The 14650-nt window shown below is 64.4% G+C and carries 9 protein-coding genes and 1 other RNA gene; 5 read left to right on the top strand and 5 right to left on the bottom strand.

Annotation, left to right across the window (positions count from 1 at the left end):
- Positions 1-10 precede the first annotated feature (10 nt).
- The 4 genes from AC07O2_RS05145 to AC07O2_RS05130 all read right to left on the bottom strand — a co-directional run bounded on the left by AC07O2_RS05145 (position 11) and on the right by AC07O2_RS05130 (position 9291).
- Positions 11-1384 carry an efflux transporter outer membrane subunit gene (locus AC07O2_RS05145; RefSeq protein WP_495074655.1) on the bottom strand — a complete coding sequence of 458 codons (1374 nt, stop codon included), beginning with the start codon at positions 1382-1384 and terminating at the stop codon, positions 11-13.
- Complete coding sequence (locus AC07O2_RS05140; RefSeq protein WP_495074654.1) at positions 1374-4481, bottom strand: multidrug efflux RND transporter permease subunit; 3108 nt, start codon at positions 4479-4481, stop codon at positions 1374-1376. The genes AC07O2_RS05145 and AC07O2_RS05140 overlap by 11 nt, the downstream gene beginning before the upstream one ends.
- Positions 4482-4587: 106 nt before the next feature.
- Positions 4588-7737 carry an MdtB/MuxB family multidrug efflux RND transporter permease subunit gene (locus AC07O2_RS05135; RefSeq protein WP_495074653.1) on the bottom strand — a complete coding sequence of 1050 codons (3150 nt, stop codon included), beginning with the start codon at positions 7735-7737 and terminating at the stop codon, positions 4588-4590.
- Positions 7738-7749: 12 nt separating this feature from the next.
- A complete protein-coding gene (locus AC07O2_RS05130) occupies positions 7750-9291 on the bottom strand; it encodes an MdtA/MuxA family multidrug efflux RND transporter periplasmic adaptor subunit (RefSeq protein WP_495074652.1) in 1542 nt (513 codons plus the stop codon).
- Between the two features lie 220 nt (positions 9292-9511).
- Between AC07O2_RS05130 and AC07O2_RS05125 the strand changes: the two genes are divergently transcribed.
- On the top strand, positions 9512-9955 hold the full coding sequence (locus AC07O2_RS05125; RefSeq protein ID WP_495074651.1) for a VOC family protein: 444 nt from the start codon (positions 9512-9514) through the stop codon (positions 9953-9955).
- A gap of 46 nt (positions 9956-10001) precedes the next feature.
- Here the strand turns inward: AC07O2_RS05125 and ffs are convergent.
- Positions 10002-10098: signal recognition particle sRNA small type (gene ffs, locus AC07O2_RS05120), an RNA gene on the bottom strand.
- 119 nt (positions 10099-10217) lie between these two features.
- On the opposite strand from ffs, the gene dnaX reads away from it, so the two are divergent.
- The 4 genes from dnaX to AC07O2_RS05100 all read left to right on the top strand — a co-directional run bounded on the left by dnaX (position 10218) and on the right by AC07O2_RS05100 (position 14635).
- A complete protein-coding gene (gene dnaX, locus AC07O2_RS05115) occupies positions 10218-12047 on the top strand; it encodes a DNA polymerase III subunit gamma/tau (RefSeq protein WP_495074650.1) in 1830 nt (609 codons plus the stop codon).
- Between the two features lie 178 nt (positions 12048-12225).
- On the top strand, positions 12226-12558 hold the full coding sequence (locus tag AC07O2_RS05110) for a YbaB/EbfC family nucleoid-associated protein (protein WP_315204821.1): 333 nt from the start codon (positions 12226-12228) through the stop codon (positions 12556-12558).
- A gap of 78 nt (positions 12559-12636) precedes the next feature.
- Positions 12637-13227 carry a recombination mediator RecR gene (recR, locus tag AC07O2_RS05105; RefSeq protein WP_495074649.1) on the top strand — a complete coding sequence of 197 codons (591 nt, stop codon included), beginning with the start codon at positions 12637-12639 and terminating at the stop codon, positions 13225-13227.
- A 361-nt stretch (positions 13228-13588) separates the two neighbouring features.
- A complete protein-coding gene (locus AC07O2_RS05100) occupies positions 13589-14635 on the top strand; it encodes an ABC transporter substrate-binding protein (RefSeq protein WP_495074648.1) in 1047 nt (348 codons plus the stop codon).
- The last annotated feature ends 15 nt before the right edge of the window (positions 14636-14650 follow it).

The following is a 14650-nucleotide window of genomic DNA, read 5'->3' as shown; positions in this document are numbered from 1 at the left end:
CGACGCCGGGCTACCAGCGCCCGGCGATGTTCTTGAACAGCTGATTGCTGGCCGCCAACACGCGGTTTTGCACATCCTGCAGGCTGCGTTGGCCCGACAGCACACTGGCCTGGGCCGTCACCACTTCAAGATAGCTCACCGTACCGCTCTGGTACTGGTTGTTCACGATGTCCAGCGCACGCTGCGCAGCAGCCACGGCCTCGGTCTGGAGTGCGGCCTCTTGTTGCAGGCTGGCGGCGATGACCAGGTTGTCTTCCACCTCTTGCAAAGCCGTCAGCACCGTCTGGCGGTAGTTGGCCGTGGCCGCATCGGTGCTGGCGCGGGCCGAATCCACATTCGACTGCCGCAAGCCGCCATCGAACGCCGCCAGGGCCAGCGAAGGCCCGAGCGACCACAGCAGGTTCGGCGCACTGATCAAGTTCGCCAGGCTGCTGCCGCGGTAGCCCGCGCTGGCCGACAGGGTCAGTGCCGGGAAGAAGGCGGCCTGCTCCACGCCAATTTGCGCGTAGGCGGCGGCCACTCGGCGTTCAGCTGCGGCAATGTCCGGCCGGCGCTCCAGCAACTTGGATGGCAGCAGCGTGGGCACGGCCGGGGTCTGCGGCAGGGTGGCGGTGCGCGCCAGCTGGAAGTCGGCGGGCGCCTGGCCCAGCGCCACCGCCAGCGCGTGCTCCAGCTGGGAGCGGTTGCTGTCGGACTCCACCAGCTGGGCGGCCGTGGTCTTGAGCTGGTTTTCGGCCTGCGCCACATCGGATGCCGCAGCAACGCCGCTGCGGTAGCGGTTGCGCGTCAGGTCCAGTGAGCGCTGGTAGGCCTGCAGCGTGCTACCCAGCAAGGCCGATTGGGTTTCCGCTGCGCGCAGCGAAAAGTAGGTTTGGGTTACGGTGGCGTGCAGTGACAGGCGTGCTGCCGCGAGGTCGTCCTGGCTGGCCTGCAGCCGGGCCTGGTCGGCGCTGACCGCACCCGACAGGCGCCCCCACAGGTCCAGCTCCCAGCTGGCGCTGCCTGACAAGGTGATGCTGTTGTTCGCGGATGTACCTGGGCTGGCGCTGCGGCTGGCCGTCAGACCGGCGCCCAGCGTGGGACTTAGCGCCGCGCGGCTGCTGCCCACGGCGGCCAAGGCCACCCGCACCTGGGCGGCGCTGGCCAGAATGTTCTGGTTTGCTTCTACCCGGGTTTGCAGGTCGTTGAGTACGGGGTCGTTGTACAGCTGCCACCAGGCGTCGGGCACCGCTGCCGCCTGCGGGTTGGCGCTTTGCCAGTTGCTGTTTTCCTTGAATGCCGCGGGTACGGCGGTGGCAGGGGTCCGGTAGGGCGGTGTGCTGCTGCAGGCGGCCAGCAGGGCTACGGCCAGGGTCGTCAGCGGGTAAAGAACTCTAGGCAGCATCGCTGGCACTCCGAACAGAAACAAAAGAGGGCTTGCGCCGGCCTTGGAAGCGGGTGCGCAGCCGGTCTATGGCCACGTACACCACGGGTGTGGTGTACAGCGTCAGCAGCTGGCTCAGTATCAGCCCGCCCACCACGGCAATGCCCAGGGGCTGGCGCAGCTCAGCACCATCACCCCGGCCCAGCGCCAGCGGCACCGCGCCCAGCAGGGCGGCGGCACTGGTCATCAGGATGGGGCGCAGACGCAGCTGGGCCGCCTGATAGATGGCCTGGGCGGCGCTGATGTTGGAGCGGCGCTGCGCCGCAATCGCAAAGTCGATCATCATGATGGCGTTCTTCTTCACGATGCCGATCAGCAGGATGACGCCGATCATGGCGATCAGCGAGAACTCGGTGTTGAACAGCTGCAGCGCGATCAGCGCGCCCACACCGGCCGAGGGCAGGGTGGACAGGATGGTGATGGGATGCACCAGGCTCTCGTACAGAATGCCCAGCACCAGGTAGATGGTGACCAGGGCCGCCAGTATCAGCATGGGCTGGGTGCTCAGCCCGTCCTTGAAGCTCTTGGCCGTGCCCTCGAAAGAGCCGCGTATGGACACCGGCACGCCCAGCTCGGCAATCGCATTGGTGATGGCGTCCGTGGCGCTGGACAGGCTGCCGCCCAGCGGCAGGTCAAAGCTTATGGTAGTGGCCGGTGTGCCGCTTTGGTGGTTGATGGACAGCGGCGCTAAGCCTAGCTGGGTGCGCGACACGCTGGGCAGCGGCACCGCCTGGCCCGTGGCGGAGATCAGATTCACATTGGCCAGCGACTCTGGCCCTTGCAGGTATTTGTCCTGCAGCTCCATCACCACCCGGTACTGGTTCAGCGGGTTGTAGATTACGCCCACCTGGCGTTGGCCAAAGGCATCGTTCAGCGTGGTGTCTATGCCGCGCACGGTCAGGCCCAGGCGGGCGATGGCATCTCGGTCGTAGACCACCGAGGTTTGTATGCCGCTGTCCTGCTGGTCGGAGTTCACGTCCTCCAGTTCGGGCAGGCGTGTCAGCGCACCGCGTATGCGTGGCTCCCAGGCGCGCAGGTCTTCCAGGTCGTCGGACTGCAGGGTGTACTGGTAGCTGGAGTTGGACTGGCGCCCGCCCACGCGGATGTCCTGCTGCTGCGACATGAACAGGCGCGCGCCGGGCTCCTTGGCCAGCTTGTTACGCAGTCGGTCTATGACTTCGTCGGCCGACTCCTTGCGCTCCGAACGTGGCTTCAGTGCCATGAACATCTGCGCCGTATTGCGCTGGCTGCCCCCGGTGAAGCCGGTCACGTTCTGCACTGCCGGATCGGCTTGCACGATGGCCAGAAAGCGCTCCAGCCGTTGGCGCATGGCCTGGAACGAGGTGGACTGGTCGGCGCGGATGAAGCCGTTCACGCGGCCCGTGTCCTGGGTGGGGAAGAAGCCTTTTTCAATGCTGCCGTACAGGTGCACATTCAGTGCCACCACCGCTACCAGGGCCAGTAGGGTCAGCGGCTGGTGGCGCAGCGCCCAGGCCAGAGAGTGGCGGTAGCCGCGCAGCAGCCGAGCCTGGGCCGCGCCCAGCCACCGCGTGAGTCGGGAAGGGTTGGCATTCTTCACCTGCGGTCGCAGCAGCGCCGCGCACATCATGGGCGTGGTGGTCAGCGACACCACCATGGACACGAGGATGGACGCCGACAAGACCACGGCAAATTCGCGGAACAGCCGCCCCACCACGCCGCCCATCAGCAAGATGGGGATGAACACCGCAATCAACGACAGGCTGATGGACACCACGGTAAAGCCGATCTCGCGCGCACCCTCCAGCGCCGCCTGGCGCGGCGTCTTGCCATGCTCCATGTGGCGGGTGATGTTCTCCAGCACCACGATGGCGTCGTCCACCACAAAGCCGGTGGCTACGGTCAGCGCCATCAGCGACAGGTTGTCCAGCGTGTAGCCGCACAAGTACATCACCGCGAACGTACCTGCCAGGGACACCGGCACCGCCACGCTGGGCACCAGGGCCGCACGCGCATTGCGCAGGAACAGAAACACCACCATCACCACCAGCGCCACAGAGATCACCAGCGCATGCTCTACCTCGCGCAGGGATGCACGGATGGTGGGCGTGCGGTCGGACACCACATCCAGGTCGATGGCGGCGGGGATGGTGCTTTGCAGATGCGGCAGCAGGGCTCGCACCTTGTCCACCGCATCGATGATGTTGGCGCCGGGCTGCTTGTACAGCAGCAGCAGGATGGCGGGCTTGCCGTTGGCCACGCCGTAGTTGCGCACGTCTTGCACTGAATCTGTCACCTCCGCCACATCCGACAAGTGCACGGCGCTACCGTTTTTGTAGCTGACGATGAGCGGCGCGTAGTCTGCAGCGGTGCGCGCTTGGTCGTTGGCGGTGATCTGCCAGCTGCGCTGGCCATCGTCCAGCAGACCCTTGGGGCGGTTGGCGTTGGTGGCGCTCACTGCCACGCGGATGTCGTCCAGCGCAATGCCATTGGCCGACAGGCGGTTCGGGTCCAGCCGGATGCGCACGGCCGGCAGGGCGCCGCCGCCCACGTCCACCTGGCCTATGCCCTCCACCTGGGCCAGGCGTTGGGCCAGCACGGTGGAGGCCGCGTCAAACATCTGGCCGCGCGTCAGCGTGGCCGAGGTCAGAGACAGAATCATCACCGGCGCATCCGCCGGGTTCACCTTGCGGTAGGACGGGTTGCTGGGCATGCCTGTGGGCAGCAGGCTGCGGGATGCGTTGATACCGGCCTGCACATCGCGCGCCGCGCCGTTGATGTCGCGGTCCAGGTCAAACTGCAGCGTGACGCGGGTGCTGCCCAGCGACGAGCTGGACGTTATTTCCGTCACCCCGGCAATTGCGCCCAGCGCCCGCTCCAGCGGCGTGGCCACGGTGGCGGCCATGGTCTCCGGGCTGGCGCCGGGCAGGGATGCCGATACCGAAATGGTCGGAAAGTCCACCTGCGGCAGCGGCGCCACCGGCAGCAGAAAGAAGCTGAGGATGCCGGCGATGGCGATGCCCAACGTCAGCAAAATGGTGGCGATGGGGCGCTGGATGAAGGGGGCTGAGAAGTTCATGCCCATGCCCCCTGCGATTTATAAGAAATAGGCCTCTGGCGCAAGTAGTACCTGCGCAGGAAGCTATTTATTCCATAGCAAGTGGGTGCGTGTGGTATGGCCTGCATCACGCCACTCCGGTGCCTCGCCAGGCGCGCCAGCGCTGCGCCAGGCCGGTAAAGCCCAGGTAGATCACCGGCGTGGTGAACAGCGTCAGCAGCTGGCTGACGATCAAGCCGCCCACCATGGTCACGCCCAGCGGATGGCGCAGCTCGCTGCCCACGCCGGTGCCCAGCATCAGCGGCAGTGCGCCCAGCAGGGCCGCCAGCGTGGTCATCAGAATCGGGCGGAAGCGCAGCAGGCAGGCCTGGTGGATGGCGGCGCGTGGGCTCAGGCCCTGTTCGCGCTCGGCGTCCAGCGCGAAGTCGATCATCATGATGGCGTTCTTCTTCACGATGCCGATCAGCAGCACGATGCCGATGATGGCGATGATGTCCAGGTCCAGCCCGAACAGCAGCAGCGCCAGCAGCGCGCCCAGCGCGGCCGAGGGTAGGGTGGACAGAATCGTCACCGGGTGGATGAAGCTCTCATACAGCACACCCAGCACGATGTACATGGTGACGATGGCCGCTAGTATCAGCAGCAAGGTGTTGTTCAGCGATGCCTGGAAGGCCAGCGCCGCACCCTGGAAGCTGGTCTCTATGCTGGCCGGCAGTTGCAGCGTGGTCAGCTCGGCCTGGATGGCGCTGACCGCCTCACCCAGCGAATGGCCCGGCGCGGCATTGAAGGACAGCGTGGCCGAAGGGAACTGGCTGGCATGGTTCACCGCCAGCGCGGCTGGCTTTTCAATCACCCGCGCCACGGCAGACAAGGGCACCTGCACGCCGGCGGTTGCGCCCGGCACATACAGGCCGGCCAGGGCCTGCGGCCCCAGCTTGTCGTGCGGCGGCACCTCCAGCACCACGCGGTATTGGTTGGACTGGGTGTAGATGGTGGACACCAGGCGCTGGCCAAAGGCGTTGTACAGGGCGGTGTCGATGGTGGCCACGCTTACACCAAGTTGGCTGGCGGCGGCGCGGTCTATTTCTACATAGGCCTGCAGGCCCTGGTCCTGCACGTCGCTGCCCACATCGGCCAGCTGCGGCAGGCCGCGCAGGCGGCGCAGCAGCTCGGCGGCGTTGCTGTTGAGTTCGTCAAAGTTGGGGCCAGACATCAGGAACTGGTACTGCGTCTTGGCGATGCGGTCCTCGATGGTGAGGTCCTGCACCGGCTGCAGATACAGCTCGATGCCGGCCACCTTGCGGCTGGCCTGCGACAGGCGCTGCAACACCGCCGCAGCCGACTCGCCGCGCTGCGCCTTGGGCAGCAGATTGATCAGCATGCGGCCCTGGTTCAGCGTGGTGTTGGCACCGTCCACGCCGATGAAGGAGGAGACGCTTTGCACCGCATGGTCTTTCAAAATCTCTTCCGCCAGCGCCTGCTGGCGATCCGCCATGCCGGCGAAGGAGGTGCTTTGCGCCGTCTCGGTCATGGCCTGGATCACGCCCGTGTCCTGCAGGGGGAAGAAGCCCTTGGGCACCACGAAGTAGAGCAGGCCGGTCAAAGCGGCCGTCAGCACGAACACAATCAAGGTCGCGGCCTGGCGTGCCAGCACCCAGTCCAGAGCGCGACCGTAGCCGTGGATCAGCCGGTCAAAAAAGCGCCCCGTGGCCTGGTAGATGCGGCCATGGCTTTCCTCGGGCGTGTGCTTGAGCAGGCGCGCGCACAGCATGGGCGTGAAGGTCAGCGACACCACGGCCGAGATCAGGATGGACACCGCCAGCGTGATGGCGAATTCATGGAACAAACGGCCCACCACGTCGCCCATGAACAGCAGCGGTATCAGCACCGCGATCAGCGAAATCGTCAGCGAGATGATGGTGAAGCCAATCTGCTTGGCCCCCTTCAGCGCGGCGGCCATGGGTTTTTCGCCTTGTTCCACGAAGCGGGCGATGTTCTCGATCATAACGATGGCGTCGTCCACCACGAAGCCGGTGGAGATGGTCAGCGCCATCAGCGTCAGGTTGTTGATGGAAAAGCCGGCCAGGTGCATCACGCCAAAGGTGCCCACCAGCGACAGCGGCACGGCCAGGCTGGGGATCAGCGTGGCCGAGCCGCTGCGCAGGAACACAAAGATCACCGCCACCACCAGCGCAATCGCCAGCAGCAGCTCGACCTGCGTGTCTTCCACCGATGCGCGTATGGTCACCGTGCGGTCGGTCAGTATCTGCACGTCCAGCGAGGCGGGCAGGGTGGTTTGCAGTTGGGGCAGCAGGGCCTTGATGCGGTTGGCCGTGTCGATCACATTGGCGCCGGGCTGGCGCTGGATGTTCAGGATGATGCCGGGCAGCGACTGGCGTTGCGATGCTTGGCAGGCGCCAGCCGATACCGCCGTGTCCGCCGGGCAGACACCGGCCCAGGCGGCCAGGCGGTTGTTCTCGGCGCCGTCCACCACGCTGGCGATGTCGCGCAGGCGGATCGGCGAGCCGTTCTTGTAGGCCAGGATCAGGTTCTGGTATTCGGCGGCGGAGCGCAGTTGGTCGTTGGCATCGATGGTGGATGCGCGCTGCGGGCCGTCAAAGCTGCCCTTGGCCTGGTTGTTGTTGGCATTGGTGATGGCGGTACGCACATCGTCCAGCGCCAGGCCGGCGGCGGCCAGCGCGCCCGGGTTGGCCTGGATGCGCACGGCGGGGCGCCCGCCACCGGCCAGCGCCACCAGGCCCACGCCGGGCACCTGCGACAGCTTGGGCGCCAGCCGGTTTTCCACCAGGTCGTGGACCCGCGTGATGGGCAGCGAGGGCGAGGTGATGGCCAGCGTCAGGATGGGCGCATCCGCCGGGTTCACTTTGCTGTAGGTGGGCGGCATGGGCAGGTCGCTGGGCAGCAGATTGCTGCCGGCATTGATGGCGGCCTGTACCTGCTGCTCACCCACGTCCAGCGACACATCCAGCGAAAACCGCAGCGTGATGACCGAGGCCCCTCCCGAGCTGGCCGAGGACATCTGCGCCAGCCCCGGCATCTGGCCGAACTGGCGCTCCAGCGGTGCGGTGACGGAGGATGTCATCACGTCCGGGCTGGCACCGGGGTAGAGCGTGGTGACCTGGATGGTGGGGTAGTCCACTTCGGGCAGGGCCGATACCGGTAGCAGGCGGTAGGACAGCAGACCGGCGATCAAGATCGCCACCATCAAGAGCGATGTAGCGACCGGACGCAGGATAAATATGCGGGACAGGTTCATGGTGCCCCGGCTTTATCCGCCGCTGGATTCGCGCTGGCGACGGCGTTCGCGGGCTTTGTCGATGAAATCCTTGCGTTCCTCGGGCGTCATTTTCAGGAACTTTTCCTGCTCCTCGGGCGGCAGCCGGTCCAGCCAGCGTGGGCGCTCTGCACTGCTGGCGGCGCCGGAAGCGGCACTGGCGGATGCTTCTGTTTTTGTAGCTGCCTGCGCAGAGTTTACCTGCGCTGGAGGCGTATTTTGTATAGAGGATGATGTAGCATCCGCAGGGGTTGATGCGTTCTTGCGGCGCGGCCTGCCGGTGTCGTTATTGGCGTTGGAGGCTGGGGCGGCAATCACCTCGACCTTGGCGCCGTCACGCAGGCGGTCGGCGCCGTCGACGATGACCTTGTCGCCCACAGACACGTCACCCTGCACGCTGACCACATCGCCGTCGGTGGTGCCCATGCGCACCTTGCGCACGTTGACCGTGCCGTCGTCCTTTACGGCGTAGACAAAAGTGCCCTGGGCACCGCGCTGGATGGCGCTGCTGGGCACCACCATGGCGCCGCTCAGCACGTCCAGCTGCAGGCGCACATTGACGAACTGGTTGGGAAACAGCTTGCCGTCGGCATTCGCAAACGCGGCCTTGAGCTTGATGGTGCCGGTGGTGGTGTCGATGGCGTTGTCGGTGCTGGTGACCTGGCCCTGGCCGAGCAGGTTTTTCTGCTCGCGGTCCCAGGCCTCGACCTGCAGCGGCGTCTGGGTTCTCAGGCGGCGGTTGATGGCGGGCAGATGGGTTTCAGGCACCGCAAACACCACGTTCAGCGGCTGCGTCTGGGTGATGCTGACCAGGCCGTTGGTATCGCTGGTCTGCACCATATTGCCCACGTCCACCTGGCGGAAGCCCAGCCGCCCGCTGATCGGCGCGGTTACCTGGGTGTAGGAGAGCTGCAGCTTGGCGTTGTCCACCTGGGCCTGGTCGGTCTGTACCGTGCCCTGCAGCTGGCGCACCAGCGCGTCCTGCGTGTCCACCTGCTGCTTGGCAATGGAGTCCTTGGCCAGCAGGTCTTTGTAGCGCTCCATGTCGAGCTGGGCGTTGCGCAGCTGGGCCTGGTCGCGCACCAGCTGGCCCTGCATCTGCGCTAGCTGGATCTGGTAGCTGCGCGGGTCGATCTGCGCCAGCACCTGGCCGGCCTTGACCATCTGGCCTTCCTGGAAGCGTACCGACTGCAGCACGCCCGACACCTGTACCCGCACGACGGCCGTATTCAGCGCGCTGATACTGCCAATGGCCGGCACCAGTACCCGCACGTCCTGGGTTCGCACCGTGGCTACCGACACCGGCTGTACCCGGTTGTTGCCCGTGAAGCGCCGGGCGCCGCTGGCAGCACCTGCGGGCGCGCTGGCGGCGCTTGCTGGCCCGGCGGCGTTGCTAAGCGCCGGGTTGCTGCGCTGCCCCCACCACCAGCCCCCACCCGCCGCCGCGGCCACCAGTACCAACACACCCGCAAAGCGGATGCTGGAGCGCCCCTGTTGCTGTGTTGCGCCGTTGTCAGTCAAGAGGGAGTGGGTCATGGGGCAGTGTGCAGAAGAAGAGGGTCAAACCGCAGAATGTGCGCATACTACGATGTAGAAGTATCGCCGCATGTGAAGCCCATATGAAGTCGCCAGCTTTTACGCCCGGTTTACCTTGGCAGCGCTGGCAAAGTTCTGAGCGCTATGCAATAGATAGCTGCTGGCACAGGTGTTATCTGCGCTGAAAGCCTTTTTAATTCAAACCAGTGAGAGGGAGCCCATGGCAGAAGTGGTAGGCATAGACCATATCTATATCAGTGTGTCGGACTTACAGTGCTCCGAGCCGTTTTACGACCAGGTGCTGGTGCAGGCCCTGGGATTTCGCAAGAGCAGCTTCACACTGGCGGGCGACCCGCACATCCAGTATTTCAACCGCCACTTCGGCTTTGTGCTGCGTCCGGCACGCAGCCAAAGTCTGCACGATGCCTATGCCCCGGGCTTGCACCATTTTTGCCTGCGGGTGGACAGCATTGCCGAGGTGCACGCCGTGGCCGACCAGCTGCGCAGCGCCGGCATAGACGCCAGCGAGGCCAAGTTATACCCCGAATACGCGCCCGACTACACGGCCACGTTTTTCAGCGACCCCGACGGTGTGCGCCTAGAGGTGACCAACTACCGTCAGGAGCGCCGCGATCGCTCCGCGCACTGGGATGCGTTGGAATAGAGGGGAATGTGTGGGGCAGCATGCAGATGCTGCCGCAAAAAAGAAGGTTGACGAGCCTTGACCCCGGCACTGGCTCCACAGTTAGAGCTGCTTGGTTCCCCACCTGACTCGGTTGGCCGCTTTACCATGCGGGAAGGCCCGTCAAGGCATATTGTAAGCCAAGGGCATGGCCTTTCTGTTTCGAGGTGTATGAAAAGCTGGGCCGCCTGTGGCGAGCGCTGCGGCTGAAAAACGGGGTGACGCTCCCCCTTAGAATCCAGCCATGTCTTATCTCGTGCTTGCCCGCAAATACCGTCCGCGCAGTTTCACTGAAATGGTGGGGCAGGAGCACGTGGTGCAGGCTCTCAGCAACGCGCTGACCACCCAGCGGCTGCACCATGCCTACCTGTTCACCGGCACCCGCGGTGTGGGCAAGACCACGGTCTCGCGCATCCTGGCCAAGTCGCTGAACTGCCAAGGGCCGGACGGCACCGGCGGCATCACGGCCAGCCCCTGCGGCGTGTGCCAGGCCTGCCGTGATATCGATGCCGGCCGGTTTGTCGATTACACCGAGCTGGATGCGGCATCGAACCGTGGCGTGGACGAGGTGCAGGCCCTGCTGGAGCAGGCCGTGTACAAGCCGGTGCAGGGCCGCTTCAAGGTCTTCATGATCGACGAAGTGCACATGCTGACCAACACCGCGTTCAACGCGATGCTGAAGACGCTGGAAGAGCCGCCCGAATACCTGAAGTTCGTGCTGGCTACAACCGACCCGCAAAAAGTACCCGTCACCGTGTTGTCGCGCTGCCTGCAGTTCAATCTGCGCCCCATGGCGCCCGAAACCGTGCTGTCGCATCTGACCCAGGTGCTGCAGGCCGAGGGCGTGCAGGCCGAGACTAGTGCTTTGCGCCTATTGTCGCGCGCCGCGCGCGGCTCCATGCGCGATGCCTTGTCGCTGACCGACCAGGCGATTGCCTTTGGCAGTGGCCAGCTGGAAGAAGCCACGGTGCGCCAGATGCTGGGCAGCGTGGACCGCAGCTATGTGTTCCGACTGATCGAAGCGCTGGCACTGGCCGATGGCAAGACGGTGGTGGAAACGACCGAAGCCCTGCGCCTGAATGGCCTGAGCGCGGCATCCACGCTGGAAGAAATGACCAGCGTGCTGCAACGCATGGCCGTGATCCAGGCCGTGCCTGAAAAAGCCCAGGTCGCAGACGACACCGACCCCGAAGCCGCCGATACCGCCCGCCTGGCCGCAGCCATGCCGGCCGACGAAACCCAGCTGCTCTACAGCATGTGCCTGCATGGCCGCGCCGAGCTGGGCCTGGCCCCGGACGAATACGCCGCACTGACCATGGTGCTGCTGCGCCTGCTGGCCTTCAAACCTGGCCACTCCAAAGCCGCAGCGGAAAAAAAAACTCTGATTGAAGCTGCGCCGCGTGTTGCGCAGGCAGCACCGACACCAGTAGCCGCAGCGCCTGCTGCTGTACCTGTACCTGTGCCTGTGGCACCTGCTGCACCCGTGCCGTTGCCACAAGCTGTGGCAGCCCCCGTGGTGCCTGCTCCGCCGCCTGTGTCGGTTGCCCCAGTCATCCAGATAGCGCCCGTACCTGCGCCTATTGCCGTTCCTGAAGCATCGCCCAAGCTATCCGTTCCTGTCGCAGCCGTGGAGCCACCGCAGCAAGCTGCGTCGGCAGGTCCGGTCCGGGCCGCCGCTGCCCTTGTGCATACGGAGGAGGGTGACTTCTGGCACAGCACGGTGCAACAACTGGTGGCGACCGATGCCGTCACCGGCTTGTCGCGTGAGCTGGCCCTGCAGTCGCAACTGGTATCCCATGCGGACAGCCGTTGGGTCATACGCATAGAGCGTGAGTCGCTGAACCAGCCCATGAGCCGCGAACGTCTGCGCGTTGCTCTTGACGCCATTAACCCCGGAGCCAGCCTGGACGTGGAGGTCGGCCAGGTGGTGGACAGCCCTGGCCGGCGCAACGCGGCGGCGACCGCAGAAAAGCAACGCATCGCGGAAGAGATCATCCTGGGTGATCCGCTGGTGCAATCCCTGATGCGAGACTACGGCGCGAAAATCGTGCCCGGTACGCTCAAACCTCTGTGATGGCTCACCCCCAGGCTACAGATGCTGCGCATCTTTCGCCAACCCCCTTGCAGGGGGCAACACCTGCAGCCTGGCAAAGCCAGTTCTGCGGTGTTACTGGAAGGTGTATGTTGCGTCTTTAGCGATGGTGATCTATGAAAAACTCTTTTCACCTCAACTTACTAAACTAGGAAAAAATATGTTCAACAAAGGACAACTCGCCGGCCTGATGAAGCAAGCCCAGGCCATGCAGGACAACATGAAGAAGGCCCAGGACGAGCTGGCTTTCATCGAAGTCACGGGCGAATCCGGTGCTGGTCTGGTCAAGGTGCTGATGACCTGCAAGCACGATGTCAAACGCATCACTATCGACCCCAGCCTGCTGGCCGACGACAAGGACATGCTGGAAGACCTGGTGGCTGCCGCCTTCAACGCGGCGGTGCGCAAGGCCGAAGAAACCACCCAGGAAAAAATGGGCAAGCTGACCGCTGGCATGCCTGGCTTACCTGGCGGCATGAAATTCCCGTTCTGATCGAATTTACGCTTTTCGGGCTGCTAGCGCTGATGAAATATGCGTGGGAAGCTATCGGAAATGTAGCAAAGGGCTTGCATGTCTGACACCAGTGCGTTGACTGCCTTGATACAAGGCCTGCGCCGCTTGCCGGGTGTGGGGGTGAAGTCCGCCTCGCGCATGGCGTTTCATTTGCTGCAGCATGACCGAGAGGGCGCGCAAATGTTGTCGCAGGCCTTGGCCCAGGCGGTGGGCAATGTGCGGCACTGTGAGTTGTGTCACACCTTTACCGAGGACGCTATCTGCGATACCTGCCAGGATGAGGCGCGCGATGCGTCCAAGCTGTGCGTGGTGGAGAACCCTGCCGACCAGTCTGCGGTGGAGCGTACCGCCGCCTACAAGGGCCTGTACTTTGTGTTGATGGGCAAGATCAGCCCGCTGGATGGCGTGGGTCCCAAAGACATTGGTCTGCAGAAACTGCTGGACCGCGCCAGCAATGGCATCGTGCAAGAGGTGATTCTGGCCACCAACTTCACCGCCGAGGGCGAGACCACTGCCCATGTGATCAGCGTGGCCTTGAAGGCCCGTGGGCTGCAGGTCACGCGCTTGGCCCGTGGCGTGCCGGTGGGCAGCGAGCTGGAGTATGTGGACCTGGGCACGATTGCCCACGCCTTTGTGGATAGACGTTAACCCTAGGAACGTGTTCACGGTCTCTTTGGGGTTGCGCAGGTGCCTTGTCGGGATGCACTGCTAGGCGCAAAACCCAAGGCAAGGCTGCTGCCTTGCCTGGTTTTGTAACGACGCAGAGCGCCCGACAAGGCACCTGCCCTTCGGGTTGGGGTGAAATCGGGCGATTTGTCCGCCATAGCCCTTGCATGGGCAGAGAGCCCATGCTGCGGTCTACGACGACCAACTCATCCCGATTGCACCCCAACGCGACCCCAAAGAGACCGTGAACACGTTCCTAACTCGAAGCGTTACGGGCAAACCCGCACGGGGATGGCCCCAATAGGAAACGGGCTGGCGGTCTTTAAGCTGGGTGCATACCATCATGCACCTTACATCCATTCGCCGCCGCACTTTCACCGCTTCCATGGCTGCTTTCGCTACGAGCATGGCAGTTCCGGTGCTGCGCGCCCAGGGCCGTCTGGAGCGCAGCAAAGTTTCCTTGGTGGTGGACGGCGAGGCCGCGCTCTACCACCTGCCGCTGACCATTGCCGATCAGTTGGGCTACTTCAAGAGCGAGGGGCTGGACCTGGATATCAGCGATGTAGTGGGCGGCGCGCGCTCGCCACAGGCAGTGTCTGGCGGCCCGGTGGATGTGTACGCTGGCGCGTTCGAGCAGACCCTGACTTTGCAGGCGCGCAACCAGTATTTCCAGGCATTCGTGCTGCAATGCCGGGCCCCCCAGATTGCACTGGGCATATCGATTCGCAGCCTGCCTGACTACCGTACGCTGGCCGATCTGAAGGGCAAGCGCATAGGTGTATCGGCGTTGGGTTCGCCGGGCCATACGGTGGCAAATGTGGTGCTTGCCAGGGCGGGTATTCATCCGGGCGACGTGCAGTTCGTGGCCGTAGGGGCGGCGTGGATTGCGGTGCAGGCGCTGCGCTCTGGGCAAATTGATGCAATCAGCAACAGCGACCCGGTCATGGCCATGCTGGAGCAAAAGGGCGATATCCGGGTGGTGGCCGATGCGCGCACACTCCGCGGTACCCGCGACGCCATGGGTGGCGGCATGCCCGCAGCCTGCTTGTATGCACCGCTGGACTTCATCCAGAAGAACCCCAACACCGTGCAGGCGCTGGCCAATGGCATGGTGCATGGCCTGAAATGGCTGCAGACCGCCGGCCCGAGCGACATCATCAAGATCGTGCCCGAGAGCTATTTTCTGGGTGATCGCGCCCTGTACCTGGCATCTTTCAACAAGGGGCGCGAGGCCATCTCGCTGGATGGCATGCTGGCCGAAGACGGCGCCAGGCTGGCACTGAAGGCGCTGGGTAGTTTTGACATCAGCATGGGCAACGCCCGCATCGATCTGTCGAAAACCTATACCAACGAATTTGCCCGTAACGCCAAGGAGCGTTTCAAGGCTTGACGCCACAGGGGCATC

It is taken from the genome of Rhodoferax sp. GW821-FHT10B06 (genome assembly GCF_059415605.1).
The sequence above is the reverse complement of the archived record's forward strand: the minus strand, read 5'-3'. Positions and strand labels throughout refer to the sequence as shown.